Origin of the sequence: Mycobacterium sp. GA-1841 (assembly GCF_001954135.1) — a bacterium.
Classification (GTDB): Bacteria; Actinomycetota; Actinomycetes; order Mycobacteriales; family Mycobacteriaceae; genus Mycobacterium.
Map to the genome: position 1 here is coordinate 27,913 of NZ_MBEQ01000028.1, position 19,885 is coordinate 47,797.

A 19,885-nucleotide genomic window follows, 5' to 3' on the forward strand; every position below is an offset into this window, starting at 1 on the left:
AGTGTGTTTGTGCTGGTGGGCGGTGAACATCAGGGCAGACACCCATTCGGCGGGGGGTTCTGCCTGTATGGACAAGAGCACCGTCCGCGGGTCACGCTGGTGTGGTGAAACCGGCGCGCACCCCGGCGGCCGCGTTGTTCCGGCGGGTGTTCCTGATCAACGGGTTGATCTTCACGCTGGGCACGCTGGTTCTGGCGGTATCGCCGGCGTCGGTGTCCACCCGCATCAGAGCCACCGAAATCCCGGTCCTGTTGGTCGGTTTGGTGGTGATGTTGACCGCCAACGCCGTACTCCTGCGGTCCAGTCTTGCCCCACTGGATCGGCTCGCCGCGTCGATGCGGCGAGTCGATCCGCCCAAGCGCAGCGATCGTGTCGACGACCGCGACAGCGGCGATCTGCAGCACCTGATCGAATCGTTCAACGCGATGCTCGATCGGTTGGAGACCGAACGGACCACCGCGAGCGCATCGGCGTTGGCTGCCCAGGAAAACGAGCGTCAGCGCATCGCGCGGGAATTGCACGACGAGATCGGGCAGACGCTGACCGTCGCGCTGCTCACGCTCAAACGGGCCGTCGACCGGTCGCCGGAGTCGATCCACGCCGAACTCGTCGATGCGCAGGAAATCGTGCGGGCCAGTCTCGACGAGGTACGCGACATCGCCCGACGGCTGCGACCGGATGCGTTGGAGGACCTCGGTCTGCACAGCGCGCTGAACGCCCTGTGCAGCGACTTCGCCCAGGCATCCGACATTGCGGTGGTCAAACACATTGCCGTGCATGCGGATCGGTTGTGCTCCGATGTGGAGTTGGTGTGTTACCGCATCGCCCAGGAAGGATTGACCAATGTGGCGCGCCATTCCGGGGCGCGCAAGGTGTGGGTGGATCTGCATACCTCCGAGCGCGAACTGACGCTGCGGGTGGCTGACGACGGTTGCGGCGGTGTGGATGTCGAAGGTGCCGGCATCACCGGCATGCGCGAGCGGGCCCTGCTGGTGAACGCCGCCTTGAGCATCACGTCCCCGCCGGACGGCGGCACCGAGGTGCGGTTGGTGATCCCGCTCTGATGACTGCCCGAATCCTGCTTGCCGACGATCACGCCCTGGTCCGGAGTGGATTGCGAATGATCATCGATGCCGAACCTGATCTGCAGGTGGTGAGTGAAGCGGCCGATGGATACGAGGCGTTGAGCGCGGTCGAGACGACACCGGTGGATCTGGCGATCCTGGACATCGCGATGCCACGGATGACGGGGCTGCAGGCCGCCCGGGAGATCAACCGGACCCACCCGCACGTGCGCATCCTGATCCTGTCGATGTACGACAACGAGCAGTATTTTTTCGAGGCGCTCAAGGCTGGGGCTTCGGGATATGTGTTGAAATCCGTGGCCGACCGCGACCTGCTGGAGGCCTGTCGAGCCACGATGCGTGGTGAGCCGTTCTTGTATGCGGGGGCCGTGACGGCGTTGATCCGCGATTATCTGCACCGTTCGCGCCAAGGAGACGAGCTGCCGCACAACATTCTCACGCCGCGTGAGGAGGAGGTGCTCAAGCTGATCGCCGAGGGGTACTCGACGCGCGAGGTCGCTTCGACGCTGACGATCAGCGCCAAGACCGTCGACCGACACCGCACCAACATCCTGGCCAAGCTCGGTCTGCGGGATCGGTTGGCGTTGACGCGTTACGCGATCCGAGCCGGGCTCATCGAACCGTGAGCCCACACCGGAATCACATGGGACACAACCCCGATGCCCCAACCCATGATCGGCCAGACCGGCCAGAAGTACCAACCGCCACCACCTAGGCCAACGGCCAGCCAGATGCCGAGCATCAGCAGCGATCCGGCGACGTAGCCGGCCAGGTGAATCCTGACGCTCATGCGGGCAGTGCGCTGTTGTGCGGCGCGGCGGCGGGGATCGTGACGGCGGAGCCGAGTGACGGGTAGATCGGAGACGAGTCGTCGCAACTCGTCGGTGGTCTGCGCCCGAAACGCCGACTGCAGGCGGTCCTCATACTCCGGCATCGTCAGGTAGCCCTGGGTGAGTGCCTGCCCGAGGTCGTTCGCGGTTCGTTCCCGTTCCCGGTCACCGGCGCGGGCGGTTTCAACGGTGTGTAAGGCGGTGTCGGCCATTTCAACTCCCGTGAATCTAGTCAATGACAAGTTGTACTATGCCACCGTAACTAGTCACCGTCAAGATTTAGGTTTTGGCCGTTTCCTGTTCGGCCAACCCGCGCAGGGTGAGCAGCTGTTTGCGCATCATCACCACGTCACCCAGTGCCAGCGCCCAGCCGAGGATCCGGTTCGCGCCGAAACGCACCCGCACGTGCAATCGAGTGCCGCCGGCTTCGGCTCGGGTGGCATACGTGACCGCGACCGTTCCGGATCGCAGCGTGATATGCCCGCCCTCGATGAACGAGTCCAGCGTGAAGATCTGCATGAAGCGTTGGCCGACCCGAAGTGCGGTCAGGTCCGGGTCGCGGGTTTGCGGGCTCCGTCGACCGAGGTTGTCGATCAGGTCGTAGCTGTACGGCGCGACGCGGAGTTGGCAGAGCCAGCCGAATACTGTCGCCGGCGAGGCGGCGATGCTGATGGCCCGGTCCGCCCACATCGCGGCGTCGGGGGCCAGTGCATCGCACGGCAGTGTGGCGGATCGTTCGTCGGCCGTCGCGCCCCAGTTCAGGATCATGCCAGCACGTCCGGTCGCGGGCGAAGCTGTCCCGCAATCCGTTTCAGTGTTCGACGTACCGCGACCACGTGGGCGCCCGAGTTGATCACCAGGGTTCGGTAGATCTTCCCGTGCAGGCCGGGAAAGACCGCCCGCGTTTGTGAGCGCACCCGGGTCTGGTGCGGGCCGAGCGTGTCGAGCTCGAAGATCCATTCGTAGATCGAGAAGGGGTGACGGCCCTTGAGGACCAGGCGTTCGCGTGGGGTGCGTTCACCGATTGCGAATCCGAACGGGGCGCGCGGGTCGGCCGGATCTCCGCACAGGGTGCGCAGGACGGCGGCCCATGTCGTAGCCGTATCGGCGTCGACGGTTATGGCATGCTCATCGATATAGGGTAAACGTTCCATATAGAAGGACCGTACTAGATCATGGCGCCTCCGCGGAAGCATGAAACCGACGCAATCTTGGATGCGACTCGGGCGCTGGTCCTTGCCGAAGGACCCCGCGCCGCGAGCGTGGCGGCAATCGCCAAGGTCAGCGGCGCCCCGGCCGGCACGCTGTATCACCGCTTCGGCAATCGCAACGGCGTATTGACCGCGGCGTGGCTGCGAGCACTGGAGCGTTTTCAGTCCCGGGCCATGTCGGCGGTCGGGGCCGACCCCGTCGAGGTGGCAGTGGCGATGGCCGTGGCTGCCATCGGTTTCGCCCGTTCGGTGCCCGACGATGCCCGCCTGCTGTTGACCCTGCGGCCCAGTGACCTGCTCGACGGGGAGCCCGACTCGCAATTCACCGCGACATTGGCTGCGATGAACGCTCCACTCATCGAGCGGATACACGAACTGGCACGCGGAATTTTCGGTAGCGATGACGCGCGGTCGATGGACGCGATCTCACGAGCGGTCGTCGACCTGCCTTACGCCGTGGTGCGCCGCCACGCCAATGACGCCGAGCTGCCCGCTTGGCTGGAGGAAGATCTGGCCGACGCGGCACGGAGGTTGTTGGTTCGGTAGCGAATTGGCGCGGAAATGGTGGGTATGGTTTCGCCTATGGATGACGAGGCCGATGCTGCACGAGTTGTCGCTGCGAGCCGAGAGATCGCCGCACCGGCCGAGGTGATTTTCGAGTTGATCGCCGATCCCTCACAACAGCCTCGCTGGGATGGCAATGAAAACCTGGCCGAGGCACCCGCCGGGCAGCGGGTGCGCGAGGTCGGAGATGTGTTCACCATGACGATCAAGCAGGGCGGCAGCCGCGAGAATCGCATTGTCGAATTCGAGGAAAGCCGACTCATCGCATGGCGTCCCTCGGAGGTCGGTAAAGAACCGCCCGGCCATCTCTGGCGTTGGCAGTTGGAGCCGTTGGGCGACAACCGGACTCTGGTCACCCACACCTATGACTGGTCACAGCTCAACGATGAGAAGCGGCTGGTGCGGGCCCGCGCGACCACTGCGGACAAGCTACGGGCATCGATCGACCGGCTTGCCGCGCTGGCGGAGTCGTAGTCAGTCTCATTTTTCCCGCTGGTCGCCGGGATCGGAGTAGGGGGCGTTGTGCCCGCCTATCCGCGACAATTCAGCGACAAACGCCACGTACGTAACTCCTGTTAACTGCTGACACAAAGACGTTGTTTACCTGTGTCACTCAAGTGCGTATTTGCCTCAGCAGTAACGGTTTTCGGGTTGTCCAGCTAAGAGCGACAGAGTCGCTGTTAACTGGGCGTGGGACTGCTGATGCTAACGAGGCGTCAGGATAGCCATGTGATGGATGTGACCCGCCCTTTTGGGGCAAGTGATGCTTATGCGACTCAGGAGGCGATTGTCGCTCGATTGTCGCGGATAGGCGGGCAACTCGGCCAACGCTTCCGGAGGCGCGGCCGGTGAGGCCGAATGTGACTGCTGGGCAGAGTGACCCGTCAGAGGCCGAATGTGACCGCCGGGCAGAGTGACCCGTCAGCGGCCGAATGTGACTGCCGGGCACGCCCACCCCAAGCCGGCCGAGCTGCTGACTGGTCACTCTGGTCTCAGCGCCCGGCGGCGAATTCTCGCAAAGACTGCACCTGCGCGGCATCCAGCGACGGGCGCACGGTCTCACGGGCTTTCGCCACGTCGGCCGCGGTGACGTCGGCCGCATCGATGGACCGGCGCATCGCCGTCATCGCCGCCTCGCGGAGCAACGCCACGCAATCGGCGGCGCTGTAACCGTCCAACTCGGCAGCCAGGGCATCGAGGTCGACATCGGGGGCCAGTGGAATGGATTTGCCTGCCGTGCGCAGGATTTCGCGACGGGCCTCTGTATCGGGCGGTTCGACGAACACCAGCCGCTCCAGCCGGCCGGGCCGGAGCAGTGCGGGGTCGATGAGATCGGGCCGGTTCGTCGCGCCGAGTACCACGACGTCGCGCATCGGTTCGATGCCGTCGAGTTCGGTCAGCAGCGAGGCCACCACGCGGTCGGTCACCCCGGAGTCGAAGCTCTGTCCCCGCCGTGGGGCCAACGCATCGATCTCGTCGAGGAACACCAGCGACGGCGCCGAATCCCGAGCTCGGGCGAACAGTTCGCGCACGGCTTTCTCCGAGGAGCCGACCCACTTGTCCATCAGCTCAGCGCCTTTGACAGCATGCACCGAGAGCTTTCCCGAGCTGGCCAGCGCCCGCACCACAAAAGTCTTGCCGCATCCGGGCGGCCCGTAGAGCAGCACGCCGCGCGGCGGCTGGACACCGAGGCGCTGGAACGTGTCGGGATGCTGCAGCGGCCACAGCACCGCCTCGGTGAGCGCCTGCTTGGTCTCGACCATGTCGCCGACGTCGTCGAGCGTGACCGAGCCGACCGACACCTCCTCGGCCGCCGACCGCGACAGTGGCCGGATCACGGTCAGGGCACCGGTCAAATCCTCCTGCCACAGCACCGGCTCATTGCCGTCGGCGCTGGCCCGCGAGGCGGCCCGCAGCGCACCCTCGCGGACCAGGGCAGCCAGATCGGCGACCACGAAACCGGGTGTGCGGTCCGCGATTTCCCGGAGGTCGAGCTCGGCGGTCGGGACACCACGCAGCACCACCTCCAGCAGGGACTTGCGAGTGGCGGCGTCGGGCAGGGTCAGGGCCAGCTCGCGGTCGCACAGATCCGGCGCGCGCAGACGCGGGTCCACGCCGACGGGCACGGCCGACGTCGCGACGAAGGCCACGCCGGGGGTGGCCACGGCGTCCCGCAGCTCGGCGATGATCAGCGCGGCCACCGGTTCGGGAGCGCGGTCGGCGGTCGCGGGAAGCAGTGCGTCGATGTCGGAGATCAACAGCACCCCGCCGCCGTCGCGCACCGTGGCCACCGCGTTGGACACCCGGTTCAGCCGGTCCTCGGCGGCCAGGGCCCCCACTTCGGGCCCGTCGAGCTCCACCAGCCGGCGCTCACTACACACCGTCCGAACCATGGTGGCCTTGCCGACGCCAGCGGGGCCGGTCACCAGCACGCCGAGATTGGGCGTGGCACCGAGGGTTTCGAGCAGCTGAGGCTCGTCGAGAGACAGCTTGAGCCATTCGGTGAGCTTGCCGGCCTGGGTGTGGGCGCCTTTGAGATCGTCGAAACTGACCGTCGGCTCGCTGCGCGCGGGGCTCACCGTATGGGCGCCAGTGGAATCCGTCATCCCCTTCGAGGTCGCGGTCGGCTCAAGGCCGGACCCCCACGACACCACCGAGTTGGGCTGGATGCTCACCGGCCCGGCCGGATCGACACCGGTGACCGTCAACAGTTCCGAGGTCCAGGTGATACCCACCGACGATGCCAGCGCCGCCGTTGCCGCCGACGTCGAGGTGCCCGGGCCCAGATCGCGGGGCAACAGCGACACCGTGTCGCCGACCGTCATCACCTTGCCCAGCAGTGCTTGGCGCAGCGTCGCCGACGAGATCGAATCGGTCGCCAATTTGGACCCGCTCACCGTGACGGCGCGGGCGCCGTACACCGTCACCGGCGACACAATCACCGTGGCGTTCTCTCGGATTCCGGCGTTGGACAAGGTGACGTCGTCGAGTAGCGCGGTACCGCTGGGCGTACCGGCGACAGCGACGCCGACGACGGCCGCAGTCGTCCGCGACCCGGTCAGTGAGACCGCGTCCCATTCGCGAAGTCCCAACGCGGCGATCGCTTCGGGATGGAGCCGCACCACCCCGCGCCGTGAATCGAGAGCCGAGGTGTTCAGCCGCGCGGTGAGGCGCAGATGTCCGAGTGCCGGATCTTCGTCGACCTCGAGCTGCGACATGTCAGCGTCCCGGCTTCCGCAGCCCCAGACGCGCCATCGACCGGCGGTGCGGTTGTCCCCGTCGGATCGCGCGGCGGGCCGCGCGACGCTGCCGCGGCTTCTCGTCCCAGGACTCGGGATGGCTGGCCACCCACTTCTTGGTGCGGATGGCGAACGGGATGTGGATCACGTAGGCGACGATGATCACCATGATCACGATGTAGCCGTAGAACACCGAGGCTGCGACGCCGATGGCGACCAGTGCCAGCAGCGGGGCCACCATGTTCGGCGGTACCGAGAAAGTGTGGATCTTGCGCATCGGGATCCGGCTGACCACCAGCAGCGAGACGCCGATCATCCAGATCGACACCGCCCACTCGCTGGTCCACCAGCCTTCACCGAACTGCATTTTGGCGGCCAGCAGGCCGATCGCGCCGATGGCACCCGCCGGAGCAGGCATGCCGACGAAATACTCCTTCTCGTAGGCGGGCTGGTCCACGTCGAGCAGTGCGTTGAACCGGGCCAACCGCAACACGATGCACACCGCGTACAGCAGCACCACGATCCAGCCGATGCGGGAATGCGACAGCAGCGTGCCGTAGACGATGAAGGCCGGTGCCACGCCGAAATTCACCGCGTCGGCCAGGGAATCGATCTCCTCGCCCATCTTGGAGGTGGCGTTGAGCATGCGGGCCACCCGCCCGTCGAGCGCATCGAGGATCGCCGCGACCGCCAGAAACGCCATCGACTCGGTGGGCCGGCCGTCCAGCGCCATCTTGACCGCCGACAAGCCCAGACAGATCGCGGCCACCGTCATCGCGCTGGGAAGCATCCGCACCGTGAAGGTGGGCGGTTTGATGCGCGGCTTCACGCGGGCCTTGATCACGGCAACTCCGCCAGGACGGTTTCCCCGGCCAACGTCCGTTGCCCGTTGCTGACAAGCAGTTTCGACCCGGCCGGCAGATAGGTGTCCAGGCGAGAACCGAACCGGATCAGCCCGTAGGTCTCACCGATCGCGAGTTTGTCGCCGACGTGCGCGTTACACACGATGCGCCGGGCCACCAACCCGGCGATCTGCACCGCGATCACCTCGGTGCCGTCGGGCGTACGGATGACGACGCTGTTGCGTTCGTTGTCCTCGCTGGCGGCTTCGAGTTCGGCCGAGTGGAAGCGGCCCGGGCGGTGCTGCACGGCCACCACGTCACCGCCGATCGGGGCGCGCTGCACATGGGCGTCGAGCACCGACAGGAAGATGCTGACCCGCGGCAGCGGGGTGGCGGGCAGACCCAACTCGGCCGGCGGCACGGCGTCCTGGATCAGACACACCAAGCCGTCGGCCGGTGCCACCACCACGCCGGGGCGCGTCGGCGGCACCCGCGGCGGATGACGGAAAAACGCGGCGTTCGCCCCGGCCGCCAACAGGCCCGCGCGTCGCACCCAGCGGCGCTTGCGGCCCAGGGCGGCGACGGCGAGGCTGGCGCCGACAAACGGTAGGCCCGCCGAATGCATCGGCGGAACACTGGATCGCACCAGCGCCGCGAGGCGTTCTGGGCCGGATTGGAGATCGGGGCGTCTGGCCATCGGGAGGATTCTACGTGCGGACCGTGGCGGATTCGCTAGCTCAGGTCCCAGACGGGAACCGTTGACCCGGCCGTCAGTTCGGTGACGTTCTCGCCGATCTCCAGCAGGCAGTTCGCCGAGGCGAGCCACCGCAGATGATGCGACGCCGGCGGGCCGTAGCTGCTGACCGCATCACCGGTCAGCACACCACGGCGGAACTGCCGTTTCCCGCGCGGAGAAGTGAGGTCCTCGGTCAGCTGCGCGGTGCGCCGGGGCCGGTCGGCTTCGGCGTATCCCATCGCCGCGCGCAACGGTGAGCGGACGAACACCTCGAAGGACACCAACGCGCTCACCGGATTGCCGGGCAGCGTGACGATCGGGACGTCGTCAACGACGCCCGCGCCCTGCGGCATCCCGGGCTGCATGGCCACCTTGACGAACTCGACAGAACCGCCGGAATCGCGCGCCAGGGCTTCTTTGACCACCTCGTAGGCGCCTGCGCTGACCCCGCCGGTGGTGATGATCAGATCGGCGTCATGCGCGTGGGCCGCCAGCCCGGCGCGGAAGGCGTCCACATCGTCGGCAGACATCGGCGCGATCGTGGCCTGGGCGCCGGCGTCACGGACCGCCGCCGCCAGCATCACCGCATTCGACTCGTAGATCTGTCCCGGCCGCAACTCGGTGCCGGGGGTCACCAGCTCGGTTCCGGTGGACATCACCATGACGCGCATCGGCGGCACCACCGGCAACGTGGCCAGACCCAGCGCGGCGGCCAGTCCCAGGGCGGCCGGGGTGATCACCTGACCGGCCTGCAACACCGCGGTGCCCGCGGTGACGTCCTCACCGGCCCGGCGGATGTGCTGGCCGGCCCGGGCGCCGGCGCGGATCGTGACGGTATCGGTGGCGCCGTCGGTGGCTTCGACGGGAACCACCGCGGTGGCGCCCGACGGCAACGGCGCCCCGGTCATGATGCGGTGGGCCGTGCCGGGCTGCAGCGTCAGCAGATCGGTGCGGCCGGCCGGGATGTCCTCGGCGACCGGCAGCCGCACCGGGGTGTCCTCGGTGGCGGTCGCCACGTCGTCGGCGACAACGGCGTAGCCGTCCATCGCGGAGTTGTCGAAACCGGGCAGCGACAGCGGGGCGACGATGTCGGCCGCCAACACCAGGCCGAGCGTGTCGTTGAGTGGAAGATCCTGCGGGGGACGGGCTTTGATCAGTGCGGCGACGACGTGCTGGTGTTCTTCGACAGTCCGCATCATCACACTCCGAAGGTGACGCCGGTGAGTTCTTCGGACACCGCCCAGAGCCGGCGCTGCAACTCCTCATCGTGGGACTGCCGGCTGGAATTCACCAGCTTCGGATAGCCGCGCAATTCTCGGAAACCGTCCGGCCCGTAGTACTGCCCGCCCCGCACGGCTGGGTCGGTGGCGGCGCGCAGCGTGGCCAATGCGCCCTTCAGCGCGCTGTTGACGAGCAGGGAGGTGACTCGGCTGACGCCCGGCAACCCGGCACCGGGGATGTGCCGGGTCAGTTCGGTGTCCGAGACGCCGGGATGGGCGGCCACCGCGATCGTCGGTGCGTTCTTGGCCGCCAGCCGCCGCTGCAGTTCATAGGTGAACAGAAGATTCGACAGCTTGGACTGCCCGTACGCGGCGACCCGGTTGTAACTGCGTTCCCACTGCAAGTCGTCGAAGTGGATGCCGGCCTGGATGTCATGGGCGATGCTCGCGACCGCGACGACGCGCGACCCCTCGACCGGCAGCAGGTGGTCGAGCAGCAGCCCGGTCAGCGCGAAGGCGCCGAGATGGTTGGTACCGAACTGCAGCTCGAAACCGTCGACGGTGGTCTGCTTGGGCGGGTACATCACCCCGGCGTTGTTGATCAGCAGGTCGATCCGCGGATACGCGGCCTTCAATTCGTCGGCCCCGGCGCGGACCGAGTCCAACGAACCCACATCGAGCTTCTGCAGCGCAACGTCTGCTTTCGGCACGGCCTTGGTGATCCGCTGAACGGCGTCCCGACCCTTGTCCAGATTGCGTACCGCGATGACGACGTGGGCACCGTTGGCCGCGAGCACGCGCGCCGTCTCATAGCCCAGACCGGTGTTGGAGCCGGTCACGATGGCAATCCGGCCGGACTGATCGGGGACGTCGGCCTCGGTCCACTTGGAATTGGCGCTCATGCGTCGAACTCTACGGGGATGCCGGTGTGCCTCACACTCCTGCGATCAGGGATGCTGACGACTGCGTCCGCATAACGTGGTCGGCATGGATCTGGCTCGCGATGAACCGGCCGTTGTCGGCGACCGCGGCCAGGCCCGTGCGGGCCAGTGAGTCGCCGTCGGGCAGCCCCGCGAAGTAGAGGCCTGGGAGTGCGCCCAGGATGCCACCTTCTTGAAGGGGCGCCCCGTTCTCGTCGAGCGCGTGAGCGGGCAGGATCCGATAGTCGGGTCGGAAGCCGGTGCACCACACGATGGTTGAGATGTCGTGCCGGAGGAGGTCGAGCCGGGTCTCGAAGCCTGCGATCACATCGAGGTTCACTGTGTGTGGCGTCGCCGCCTCGGGAGCGACGAAGCCGCGATCGCGCAGCCCGGCGTCGATCTTACTGATCACGTCCTGGAATGAGAGTGCGGATGCCTCGGCGATGTCGACGACGTTGTCCTCGAGCATCAGCACACTGCCTCGTGCCCCGCGCACCGAACCGACCAGGATGACACCTTTTTCGGCCAGGGTGCCGAGATTGAGTTCGGCGGTACCAAGCCTGTTGCCGCAGACCGGCAATCCCGGAAGCCGTGAGCCGCTGTCGGCACCGGCGGTGACGAAGTCCTCGTACAGCGAGAACACGTGCATCCACTCGTGGATGGTGCGGCCGCAGTAGTGCCGGGGCCAGGCGCGGTGCCGCCCCACCGACAGGTAGACCCGTCGTCCGGCGTCTATCAGTTCGTCGGCGATCTGCTGACCGCTGATGCCCGAACCGACCACCAGGACCGAGCCGGCTGGAAGTAAATCGGGATTGCGGTAGTCGGCCGAATGGCTTTGGTGGATGGTCGAATCGATGTCGCAGGACAATACGGGCTTGCGCGGTTGGGCATAGCCGCCGACAGCCGCGACGAGATTGCGTGATTCGACGGTCCCGCCGTCGTGTAACCGGGTCCTGAACCGCACGCGGTCGGCGCCTGCACCAAACAGACTCTCGACAGCCTGTACCGGGGTGTGCTCTCGGACCGTGAGGTTACGGTCGTGCACATAGCGCCGCAGATGGCCGGCTATCTGCGGCCCCGAAGGCAAGGCGAACGGTTCGTCGCCGTCGTAATCCCACCCGGGCAGTCGGATCGATCGGTTTCCGCTGCCGACGCGCAGGCTGTCCCACCGTTCGTGCGCCCACCGTTGGCCGACCACACCTTTCTCGAACACAATCGACTCGTGTCCGATCTCCTGTAGCGCGCCGGCCACGCCGCAGCCTTGTTGACCGGCTCCGATGATGACGGTCCCGATGTATTCCTTGCTCATGAGAGAGCCTTTCTTTGGACGCCTGATTAGTTAGGGTGTCCTAACACGAGCACTTCAAGTGGGCTTCAGATCAAGGCGTTGAATGCGGGGCGACATGAGTGACGACGACTTCATCGGCATCGGTGCGGCCGCGCGGCGGTTCGGTCTGGCCGAATCGGCACTGCGGTACTGGGAAAAGCGCGGGTTGCTCCATCCGGCCCAGCGCCGGTCCAGCTGGCGGCTGTACGGTCCTGACCAACTCCACCGGATCGGGCTGATCAAAATGTGGCGCGAAAGCGGCCTCATGAGCCTCGACGAAATCGAGGCGGTTGTCACCGCCGGTAACTATGACTGGCGCGACGCCGTGCGCGACCGGCTCGGTGAAATCGAGCGACAACAGGATCGACTGGCGAAAGCCAAGGATCACCTTGAGCACCTGCTGACCTGTCCGGACGCGAACCCTGCGGAGGACTGTCCGTACCTGCGGAAGATGACGGCCGAATTACCCTTCGCGTCCACCTAGTCGGGGTATCGGTGCGGCATCCTCGAACCATGGACAGTGTTCCCGGCGTGAGGCTGAACGATCCGGCGCATCCGCCCAGCCGTAAGGCCCCACTGGTGTGGGCTTTAAGCGCCGCGATCCCGTGGGCGTTTCTGGCTCTGGCCCAGATGATCTGGCTCGCGCTGGACCGACGACTGTGGTGGTTGCACGGTGTGGCCGCGCTCGTCACCGTGCTGGGTGCGGTGCTGTTCATTGTGATTGTCCCGATCTGGCGCTATCGCGTGCACCGCTGGGACATCAACATCGGATCCGGCACGCCGGCGGTCTACACCCGCACCGGATGGCTGGTGCAGGAACGACGCATCGCGCCGATCTCGCGGGTACAGACCGTGGACACCTACCGCGGCCCGCTGGATCGCTTGTTCGGCCTGGCGAACGTGACGGTGACGACGGCGTCCTCGGCCGGTGCGGTGCGCATCGTGGCGCTCGACGACGCCGTCGCCGAGCAGGTGGTGGCCCAGCTGACCGATATCGCGGCGATCGGTGAACAGGACGCCACGTGACCGCACCCGCCGAGCCGCCCGTGCCACCCGGGCCCACCGGGCCGGCCTGGCAGCGGCTGAGCCCCCGCATGCTGCTGGTGCATCCGGTTCACGAGGTGTTGCAACAGATTCCGCTGCTCGTGGCTTCTGTGGTGCTCGGGTCGGCCACCGGTAACGCCGGCTGGACCGTCGCCGCGATCGCGTTGACGATCGCCGTCGGTATGGCGCGATGGTTCACCACCGGCTACCGCATCGAACCCGACGAGGTGCAACTGCGTACCGGCCTGCTGCAACGCAAGGTGCTTTCGGTGCCGCGCAACCGGATTCGGTCGGTGTCCACCGATGCCCGCTTGCTGCACCGGGTACTCGGGCTGACCGTGTTGCGCATCAGTACCGGCCAGGAGGCCAAAGGCGACACCGAATTCGCCCTCGACGCGGTCGAGGCGCAACAGGTGCCGCGGCTGCGGGCGATCCTGCTGGCGGATGCCGTACCGGCCGCCGACGCGCCGGTGGGACGGGTGTTGGCTCGGTGGCAGCCGTCCTGGCTGCGCTACAGCCCGCTGAGTTTCACCGGGCTGGCCATGATCGCGGCGGCCGCGGGGGTGATCTACCAAGCCGGAGTCGGTGCGGCACTGCAGGATTCGCAGTTCGCACGATCCGGTATCGCGTTCGCCGAACGGCTCGGCGTACTTCTCACCGTGGTGGTGAGTGTGATCGCGGTCTTGGTGGCGTCGGTGGTGTTGTCGGTGCTGAGATCGCTGCTCACCTACGGGAATCTGGTGCTGGCTCGGCGGGACATCCCGGGAAAGGCTGGAGTACTGCACCTGCAACACGGCTTGTTGCGTGTGCGTGAGCACACCTACGACATGGGACGGCTACGCGGCGGCACTTTGCGCGAGCCGCTGCTGGTCCGGGGCTTCGGCGGCGCGCGCCTGGACGCCGTGATGACCGGCGTGGGCGGCGAAGGCGAGGCATCACTGCTGCTGCCGCCATGCCCCGCCGGTACGGCCCGGACCGTGCTGACCGAATTGATCGACGATCCCGGCGCGGTCGACGCACCTCTGGTGGCTCACGGTCCGGCGGCGCTGCGCCGGCGCTGGACCCGGGCGCTGACGTTGCCGGTGCTGCTCGGTGTGGCGATGGTCGCCGTTGGGGTGCCGGTGTGGGCGTGGGTGGTGTGGGCGTTGGTCGTCGGGTGCGCCTGCCTGCTGGCCGCGGACCGGGCCCGGTCGCTCGGACACCTGGTACGCCAGGGCTGGCTGGTCGCCCGGTCCGGCAGCGTGGAACGGCGCCGCGATCACCTCCAAGCCGCCGGGATCATCGGATGGACGGTGCGCCAGACGTTCTTTCAGCGCCGCGCAGGCGTGGCCACCCTGATCGCGGCGACCGCGGCGGGGGAGAAGCGCTACACCGTGATCGATGTCCCCGCGGGGCAGGCCTGGTCGGTGGTGGCGGCGGCCTCACCGCGGGTGGCCGACAACAGTTGGGTGGTCACCGGCGCGGCGGGCCCCGAGTTGCGCTGACTTCGCAGGCGTTTACTGTCGCTGCATGGCTATCGGTGGAGTGCTGTTCGACATCGATGGTGTGCTGGTGACCTCCTGGCAGCCCATCGACGGCGCGGCGCGGACCTTGCGGCTGTTGGCCCAGCACCAGATCGCCCGGTCCTATCTGACCAACACCACCACTCGTACCCGAGCGCAGATCGCCGACCTGCTCACTGCGGCCGGAATGGACGTCGCCCCCGACGAGGTGATCACCGCGGCGGCGCTCACGGCCGAATACGTGCGTGACCGCTATCCCGGTGCCCGATGTTTCCTCGTCAACAGTGGGCGGATCGACGAGGACATGCCCGGCGTCGAGATCGTCTACTCCGACGATTGCGAGGGACCGCGCGCGCCGGAAACCCCCGATGTGGTGCTGCTCGGCGGCGCCGGCCCGGAGTACAACCATTTGACGCTCAGTTGGGTGTACGACTGGATGGCCCAAGGCGTCCCGGTCGTCGCGATGCACCGCAGCACCGCGTGGAACACCACCGACGGCTTACGGGTGGACACCGGCATGTATCTGGCCGGCATGGAGCAGACCTCGGGCCGGAAGGCCACCGCCGTCGGCAAGCCGGCCCCGGAAGGGTTTTTGGCCGCGGCCAACCGCCTCGGCGTCGACCCCGAGGAGATGTACATGATCGGTGACGACCTCAACAACGACGTACTGGCCGCCCAGGTGGTGGGGATGGCCGGCGTGTTGGTGCGCACCGGGAAGTTCCGTCAGTCCACGTTGGACCGTTGGGCCACAGACGAATTCGCCATGCAGCCCAACCACGTCATCGATTCGGTGGCCGACCTGCCGGAGTTGTTGGGGCTGTAGGTCTTCGGCCGGCTGGGCCGCCGCGCCGTTTTCTACACCTGGGTTGTGCTTTTCGAGCGGGGGCGGCCCTCAGGTGGAAAACGGCGTCTGGGCCGCCCGAAACTGCGAGGGCTGTCAGGCCTTCAGATCCCGCACGGCCTCGATACGTGCCTTCAACTGATCGGTGGTCGCGGCCGCCACCGGAGGGCCACCGCAGATGCGTCGTAGCTCGTTGTGAATCCAGCCGTGTGGCTTGCCCGTGCGGTGATGCGCGATGGTGACCAGAGCGTTGAGTTCACGACGCAACTCGCGCAACTGGCCGTGCGTGGTGCGTGACGGCGGGGGCCCGCCTGACACCGCAGCCTCGGCCGTTCGCTTGGTCAGTTGCTCGTCTTGCCTGCGCCGCAACAGGTCTCGCATCTGCTCGGCATCCAGCAGACCCGGAATACCCAGGTAGTCGGCTTCCTCGTCGCTGCCGGCCGGGGTCGCGGTGCCGAACGACGCGCCGTCGAAGATCACCTGGTCCAGTTCGGCGTCGGCGCCCAGGTACTCGAAGCCGTTTTCCAGCTCGCTCTTCTCGTCCTTGCGCTTCTCGGCAGCTTCGAGCGCCTCGTCGTCAAGGCCGTCGGATTCGCGGTGCGGCTTGCCCAGCACGTGGTTGCGCTGGGCTTCCATCTCGCTGGCGAGCAGGAGCAGGTTGGGGACCGACGGCAGGAAGATGCTCGCGGTCTCGCCGGGGCGGCGCGACCGGACGAACCGGCCGATGGCCTGGGCGAAGAACAACGGCGTCGACGCGCTCGTGGCATACACGCCGACCGACAGTCGCGGCACGTCCACGCCTTCGGACACCATGCGCACCGCCACCAGCCACCGACTGGTGGACGCCGAGTACTGGCTGATCCGGTCCGACGCGGTCGGATCGTCGGAGAGCACCACGGTGGGCACCTCGCCGGTGATCTTGGTGAGCAGGTCGGCGTAGGCGCGGGCGGTGGTCTGGTTGGTGGCGATGATCATGCCGCCGGCGTCGGGCACGTGTTGCCGCTTCTGCTGCAACCGTTTGTCGGCCGCGGCGATGACCGCGGGCATCCACTCGCCGGCCGGATTCAGCGCAGTGCGCCAGGCCCGTGCCGTCTGCTCGGCGGTCAGCGGCTCGCCGAGGCGCGCGGCATGCTCCTCGCCGGCGCTGTCGCGCCAACGGGCCTCACCCGAGTAGGCCAGGAACACCACCGGGCGGACCACACCGTCGGCCAGCGCGTCGGAATAGCCGTACACGTGGTCGGCCTGCGAGCGCTGGAACCCGGCCTCGTCGGGCTCGTAGTTGACGAACGGGATCGGGCTGTCATCGCTGCGGAACGGGGTACCGGTGAGGGCCAGGCGCCGCGTCGCGTCGTCAAACGCCTCGCGCATCGCGTCACCCCAGCTCTTCGCGTCACCGCCGTGGTGGATCTCGTCGAAGATGACCAGCGTCTTGCGGTTCTCCGTGCGGACGCGATGCCGGGTGGGATGGCTGGCCACCTGGGCGTAGGTGACGACGACACCGTGGTACTCGGCCGAGGTCTGGGAGTTGGAGTTGCTGAATTTCGGATCCAGCGCGATGCCGTTGCGGGCCGCCGACTGCGCCCACTGGATCTTGAGATGCTCGGTGGGCACCACCACGGTGACCGCGTCGACCGTGCGGTCATTGAGCAATTCCGCGGCGATTCGCAGCGCAAACGTCGTCTTACCCGCGCCCGGGGTGGCCACGGCCAGGTAATCCCGCGGTTTCGCGGTCAAATACTTCACCAGCGCCTTGCGCTGCCAGCCCCGCAGTGCCTGGGTGCTGGGCGCTGCATCAGCCCGCACCCAAGGACTCCTCTCGGTCGGAAAGCAGTCTATGGCAGGGCGTTACGTCAGCGCATATCCCCAGGACGGTGTCGGGCGTGTCGCCGGCTGGGTGGGCGGTCGTTGTGGAGGCGCCACCTGGCTCGTTCGGCGCCGGTGCGGTACGCCAACTGGGCGAACCCGTCGAAATCGGCCTGCTGCGGCGGTGGGGGAGCAAACGTTCTGGATCTTTGCGCCGTCTCCGTGTCGCCGATTTCCACCGAGGGGTCGTTCGCATCGCGGCCGAGCAGCCCTGCGGTAGAAACCGGTGACGCGGTCAGGCGCGGGCTTCGTCGAGAATCGGATAGGTGACACCCGTGAGTTCCTCGGACACCGTCCACAGTCGGCGCTGTTGATCGATGTCGTAGGACTGCTCGCTGGAGGTGACCAGCTTCGGATGCCCCTTCTGCTCACCGAGGCCGTCGGGGCCGTAGTACTGACCACCAAGGGCACTCGGGTCCGTCGCCGCGCGCAGCGTTGGCAACGCACCCATGGCGGCCTCCTGGAACACCAGACGTAGCACGGGGACGGCGCGCTGTACGGGGCGCGGCAGATGACGAGCGAGTTCGGTGTCGGACCCTCCAGGGTGGGCGGCCAACGCCGTGGTGTGCTGCCCGACGAGGCGGCGTTGCAGCTCGTAGGTGAACATCAGGTTGGCGAGTTTGGATTGCCCGTAAGCACCCAGCCGGTTGTACCTACGCTCCCATTGCAGATCGTTGAACCGGATACCACGGCGAGCGGCGCGGTGGCCCATGCTGCTGACCGTCACGATGCGTGAGCCGATAACCGGCAGCAGACGGTCGAGCAGCAGACCCGTGAAGGCGAAATGACCGAGGTGGTTTGTGCCGAACTGCAACTCGAACCCGTCGGCGGTGACCTCCTTCGGCGGCGTCATCACCCCGGCGTTGTTGATCAGCAGGTCGATGCGGTCGTACTGCTCTTTGAGTTGGTCGGCCGCCTCGCGTACCGAATCCAGCGAACCAAGGTCGAGGTGCTGCAGGTGAAGGTCCGCGCCGGGCACCGACCGGGAGATCCACTCGGCGGCCGCCTCGCCCTTGATGAGGGTGCGGACGGCGAGGATGACGCGAGCGCCCTTGGCGGCCAGAGCCTTGGCGGTTTCGAGGCCGAGACCGGTGTTGGCGCCGGTGACGATGGCCGTGCGGCCGGTTTGGTCCGGAATGGCGACGGTGGTCCACTTGGCCATGAGAGACTCCTGATGGGTTAACCGGAGCGTACTCTCCGGTTTGGTCGACTATACGGAGCGATCGCCCCGTTTTGTCAACGTCGTGTGAGGTGAGAACGAATGCGTGCGGATGCGGCGCGAAACCGTGCCCGGGTGCTCGAGGTCGCCTACGAGACATTCGCGGCCGACGGACTGTCGGTGCCGATCGACGAGATCGCGCGTCGCGCCGGGGTCGGTGCGGGAACCGTCTATCGGCATTTCCCCTCCAAGGAGGACCTGTTCCGGGCAGTGATCGCCGAGCGGATCCGCAGCGTGGTCGACGAAGGACGGGCCATGCTCGCCGACGAGCCGCCCGCCGACGCGTTGTTCACGTTCCTGCGTTCGATGGTGTTGCAGTGGGGTGCGGCAGATCGCGGGCTGGTCGACGCACTCGCCGGGCTCGGCATCGACGTCAAAACCGTTGTGCCCGAAGCCGAGGACGAATATCTTTCCGTGCTGGGCGATCTGCTGGCCGCCGGACAGTCGGCGGGCACCGTGCGACGCGACGTCACGGTCGCCGACGTCACGGCCCTGCTGGTGGGTTGTCAGGCCATGCAGAGTTACAACGACGACGTGGCCGATCGGGTCACGTCGGTGGTGTTCGACGGGTTGCGGGTGGGAGGACGAGCTCGGTGACGGCGATTCATTTCATCTCGGGCTTACCGCGTTCAGGCTCAACGCTGTTGGCGGCGCTGCTGCGGCAGAACCCGCGGGTCCAGGCCGGGATGTCCGGGCCATTGGCCGGACTTTTCGATGCCCTACTCGGTCAGATGAGCGCCCGCAATGAATTCTCGGTATTCCTCGATGATGCCAAGCGGGAACGTATCCTGCGCGGGCTGTTCGACAGCTACTACGCCGACTGTTCCGCCGAGGTGGTCTTCGACACCAACCGGGCCTGGTGTGCCCGGATGCCGGCGATCGCGCAGCTTTTCCCGGAGGCGAAAGTCATTGCCTGCGTGCGTGATCTGCCGTGGGTGATCGACAGCATCGAGCGACTCGTCCAGCGCAACGTGTTCAGCCCATCGTCAATCTTCAACTACAACCCCGGGGGCACCGTGTACACGCGGGCCAATGATGTGGCCGCACAGGAGGGTATGGTGGGCGGCCCCTACGACGCCCTCAAGCAGGCGTGTTACGGCGCCCAGCGTGATCGCCTTCTGGTGGTGCAATACGAAACGTTGTCCACCGAGCCGGCCAAGGTTATGCGCGCCGTCTATGAATTCATCGGTGAGCCCGATTTCGAGCATGACTTCAGTCACGTCGACTACGACGTCACCGAGTTCGACGAACGAGCCGGTACACCCGGATTGCACACCGTGCGTGGCAAGGTACAAGCCGAGTCACGAGAGACCGTGCTACCACCAGATCTGTTCAATCGCTTTGTCCACGATGCATTCTGGAGCGATCCGAGCAAGGTCGCCGAGGGTCTGCGGGTGGTGTGATCTCGCACTAGATGCGATAGGTCCCCGCACACAACGGCG

The 19,885-nt window shown here is 66.9% G+C and carries 21 protein-coding genes; 10 read left to right on the forward strand and 11 right to left on the reverse strand.

Going from position 1 to position 19,885, the window contains the following annotated elements; genetic code table 11:
- The first annotated feature begins 104 nt into the window (after nt 1-104).
- Nucleotides 105-1,064, forward strand: a complete 960-nt coding sequence (locus tag A5740_RS08420) for a sensor histidine kinase (protein WP_076193143.1) — start codon at nt 105-107, stop codon at nt 1,062-1,064.
- A complete protein-coding gene (locus tag A5740_RS08425) occupies nt 1,064-1,711 on the forward strand; it encodes a response regulator transcription factor (protein WP_076193108.1) in 648 nt (215 codons plus the stop codon). Before A5740_RS08420 ends, A5740_RS08425 begins: the two co-directional genes overlap by 1 nt.
- Here the strand turns inward: A5740_RS08425 and A5740_RS08430 are convergent.
- The 3 genes from A5740_RS08430 to A5740_RS08440 all read right to left on the reverse strand — a co-directional run bounded on the left by A5740_RS08430 (nt 1,678) and on the right by A5740_RS08440 (nt 3,069).
- On the reverse strand, nt 1,678-2,127 hold the full coding sequence (locus tag A5740_RS08430; RefSeq protein ID WP_076193110.1) for a DUF1707 domain-containing protein: 450 nt from the start codon (nt 2,125-2,127) through the stop codon (nt 1,678-1,680). The two genes, A5740_RS08425 and A5740_RS08430, sit on opposite strands and share 34 nt — an antisense overlap.
- Nucleotides 2,128-2,194: 67 nt before the next feature.
- Nucleotides 2,195-2,683: a hypothetical protein gene (locus A5740_RS08435; RefSeq protein ID WP_076193112.1), complete on the reverse strand. Its 489-nt coding sequence runs from the start codon at nt 2,681-2,683 to the stop codon at nt 2,195-2,197.
- Nucleotides 2,680-3,069, reverse strand: coding sequence for a hypothetical protein (locus A5740_RS08440; protein WP_076193114.1), 390 nt, complete (start codon nt 3,067-3,069; stop codon nt 2,680-2,682). Before A5740_RS08440 ends, A5740_RS08435 begins: the two co-directional genes overlap by 4 nt.
- A 21-nt stretch (nt 3,070-3,090) precedes the next feature.
- On the opposite strand from A5740_RS08440, the gene A5740_RS08445 reads away from it, so the two are divergent.
- A complete protein-coding gene (locus tag A5740_RS08445; protein WP_076193116.1) occupies nt 3,091-3,672 on the forward strand; it encodes a TetR/AcrR family transcriptional regulator in 582 nt (193 codons plus the stop codon).
- Between the two features lie 36 nt (nt 3,673-3,708).
- Entirely contained in the window at nt 3,709-4,164 is a 456-nt protein-coding gene (locus A5740_RS08450; protein ID WP_076193118.1) for an SRPBCC family protein, read from the forward strand.
- Between the two features lie 518 nt (nt 4,165-4,682).
- On the opposite strand, the gene A5740_RS08455 is transcribed toward A5740_RS08450, so the two are convergent.
- From A5740_RS08455 to A5740_RS08480, 6 genes are read right to left on the reverse strand one after another with little or no spacing between them, the layout of a single operon-like run.
- Entirely contained in the window at nt 4,683-6,908 is a 2,226-nt protein-coding gene (locus tag A5740_RS08455) for an AAA family ATPase (protein ID WP_076193120.1), read from the reverse strand.
- 1 nt (nt 6,909) lies between these two features.
- Complete coding sequence (gene pssA, locus A5740_RS08460) at nt 6,910-7,719, reverse strand: CDP-diacylglycerol--serine O-phosphatidyltransferase (RefSeq protein ID WP_083653976.1); 810 nt, start codon at nt 7,717-7,719, stop codon at nt 6,910-6,912.
- A 50-nt stretch (nt 7,720-7,769) separates the two neighbouring features.
- The gene (locus A5740_RS08465) at nt 7,770-8,468 is read right to left on the reverse strand and encodes a phosphatidylserine decarboxylase (RefSeq protein WP_076193121.1); all 699 of its coding nucleotides are present in this window, start codon (nt 8,466-8,468) and stop codon (nt 7,770-7,772) included.
- A 35-nt stretch (nt 8,469-8,503) separates the two neighbouring features.
- A complete protein-coding gene (gene glp, locus A5740_RS08470) occupies nt 8,504-9,703 on the reverse strand; it encodes a gephyrin-like molybdotransferase Glp (RefSeq protein WP_076193146.1) in 1,200 nt (399 codons plus the stop codon).
- Nucleotides 9,704-9,705: 2 nt separating this feature from the next.
- Nucleotides 9,706-10,629: an SDR family NAD(P)-dependent oxidoreductase gene (locus A5740_RS08475; protein ID WP_076193123.1), complete on the reverse strand. Its 924-nt coding sequence runs from the start codon at nt 10,627-10,629 to the stop codon at nt 9,706-9,708.
- Between the two features lie 31 nt (nt 10,630-10,660).
- The gene (locus A5740_RS08480) at nt 10,661-11,956 is read right to left on the reverse strand and encodes an NAD(P)/FAD-dependent oxidoreductase (protein WP_076193125.1); all 1,296 of its coding nucleotides are present in this window, start codon (nt 11,954-11,956) and stop codon (nt 10,661-10,663) included.
- Between the two features lie 94 nt (nt 11,957-12,050).
- Here A5740_RS08480 and A5740_RS08485 point away from each other — a divergent pair, with 94 nt between their 5' ends.
- The 4 genes from A5740_RS08485 (at nt 12,051) to A5740_RS08500 (ending at nt 15,343) form a co-directional block, all read left to right on the forward strand.
- Entirely contained in the window at nt 12,051-12,458 is a 408-nt protein-coding gene (locus tag A5740_RS08485) for a MerR family transcriptional regulator (protein ID WP_076193127.1), read from the forward strand.
- A gap of 29 nt (nt 12,459-12,487) precedes the next feature.
- On the forward strand, nt 12,488-13,000 hold the full coding sequence (locus A5740_RS08490; RefSeq protein ID WP_139335015.1) for a PH domain-containing protein: 513 nt from the start codon (nt 12,488-12,490) through the stop codon (nt 12,998-13,000).
- Between the two features lie 68 nt (nt 13,001-13,068).
- On the forward strand, nt 13,069-14,502 hold the full coding sequence (locus tag A5740_RS08495; RefSeq protein WP_083653977.1) for a PH domain-containing protein: 1,434 nt from the start codon (nt 13,069-13,071) through the stop codon (nt 14,500-14,502).
- 25 nt (nt 14,503-14,527) lie between these two features.
- Nucleotides 14,528-15,343, forward strand: coding sequence for an HAD-IIA family hydrolase (locus A5740_RS08500; RefSeq protein WP_076193131.1), 816 nt, complete (start codon nt 14,528-14,530; stop codon nt 15,341-15,343).
- Nucleotides 15,344-15,457: 114 nt separating this feature from the next.
- Here the strand turns inward: A5740_RS08500 and A5740_RS08505 are convergent, their stop codons facing one another.
- Complete coding sequence (locus A5740_RS08505) at nt 15,458-17,164, reverse strand: DEAD/DEAH box helicase (protein ID WP_076193132.1); 1,707 nt, start codon at nt 17,162-17,164, stop codon at nt 15,458-15,460.
- 295 nt (nt 17,165-17,459) lie between these two features.
- Nucleotides 17,460-18,386, reverse strand: a complete 927-nt coding sequence (locus A5740_RS08510; protein WP_076193134.1) for an SDR family NAD(P)-dependent oxidoreductase — start codon at nt 18,384-18,386, stop codon at nt 17,460-17,462.
- 99 nt (nt 18,387-18,485) lie between these two features.
- Here A5740_RS08510 and A5740_RS08515 point away from each other — a divergent pair, with 99 nt between their 5' ends.
- Together A5740_RS08515 and A5740_RS08520 are read left to right on the forward strand one after the other, a co-directional pair.
- On the forward strand, nt 18,486-19,040 hold the full coding sequence (locus A5740_RS08515; RefSeq protein ID WP_076193136.1) for a TetR/AcrR family transcriptional regulator: 555 nt from the start codon (nt 18,486-18,488) through the stop codon (nt 19,038-19,040).
- Complete coding sequence (locus A5740_RS08520; RefSeq protein ID WP_076193138.1) at nt 19,037-19,846, forward strand: sulfotransferase; 810 nt, start codon at nt 19,037-19,039, stop codon at nt 19,844-19,846. Before A5740_RS08515 ends, A5740_RS08520 begins: the two co-directional genes overlap by 4 nt.
- Nucleotides 19,847-19,885 lie beyond the last annotated feature (39 nt).

Coding starts and splice junctions, on each gene's coding strand:
- A5740_RS08480 (WP_076193125.1), bottom strand. CDS start 11,956: ATGAGCAAGGAATACATCGGGACCGTCATCATCGGAGCCGGTCAACAA.
- A5740_RS08485 (WP_076193127.1), top strand. CDS start 12,051: ATGAGTGACGACGACTTCATCGGCATCGGTGCGGCCGCGCGGCGGTTC.
- A5740_RS08450 (WP_076193118.1), top strand. CDS start 3,709: ATGGATGACGAGGCCGATGCTGCACGAGTTGTCGCTGCGAGCCGAGAG.
- A5740_RS08515 (WP_076193136.1), top strand. CDS start 18,486: ATGCGTGCGGATGCGGCGCGAAACCGTGCCCGGGTGCTCGAGGTCGCC.
- A5740_RS08455 (WP_076193120.1), bottom strand. CDS start 6,908: ATGTCGCAGCTCGAGGTCGACGAAGATCCGGCACTCGGACATCTGCGC.
- A5740_RS08465 (WP_076193121.1), bottom strand. CDS start 8,468: ATGGCCAGACGCCCCGATCTCCAATCCGGCCCAGAACGCCTCGCGGCG.
- A5740_RS08425 (WP_076193108.1), top strand. CDS start 1,064: ATGACTGCCCGAATCCTGCTTGCCGACGATCACGCCCTGGTCCGGAGT.
- A5740_RS08500 (WP_076193131.1), top strand. CDS start 14,528: ATGGCTATCGGTGGAGTGCTGTTCGACATCGATGGTGTGCTGGTGACC.
- A5740_RS08435 (WP_076193112.1), bottom strand. CDS start 2,683: ATGATCCTGAACTGGGGCGCGACGGCCGACGAACGATCCGCCACACTG.
- A5740_RS08440 (WP_076193114.1), bottom strand. CDS start 3,069: ATGGAACGTTTACCCTATATCGATGAGCATGCCATAACCGTCGACGCC.
- pssA (WP_083653976.1), bottom strand. CDS start 7,719: ATGCTTCCCAGCGCGATGACGGTGGCCGCGATCTGTCTGGGCTTGTCG.
- glp (WP_076193146.1), bottom strand. CDS start 9,703: ATGCGGACTGTCGAAGAACACCAGCACGTCGTCGCCGCACTGATCAAA.
- A5740_RS08475 (WP_076193123.1), bottom strand. CDS start 10,629: ATGAGCGCCAATTCCAAGTGGACCGAGGCCGACGTCCCCGATCAGTCC.
- A5740_RS08490 (WP_139335015.1), top strand. CDS start 12,488: ATGGACAGTGTTCCCGGCGTGAGGCTGAACGATCCGGCGCATCCGCCC.
- A5740_RS08445 (WP_076193116.1), top strand. CDS start 3,091: ATGGCGCCTCCGCGGAAGCATGAAACCGACGCAATCTTGGATGCGACT.
- A5740_RS08430 (WP_076193110.1), bottom strand. CDS start 2,127: ATGGCCGACACCGCCTTACACACCGTTGAAACCGCCCGCGCCGGTGAC.
- A5740_RS08495 (WP_083653977.1), top strand. CDS start 13,069: ATGCTGCTGGTGCATCCGGTTCACGAGGTGTTGCAACAGATTCCGCTG.
- A5740_RS08510 (WP_076193134.1), bottom strand. CDS start 18,386: ATGGCCAAGTGGACCACCGTCGCCATTCCGGACCAAACCGGCCGCACG.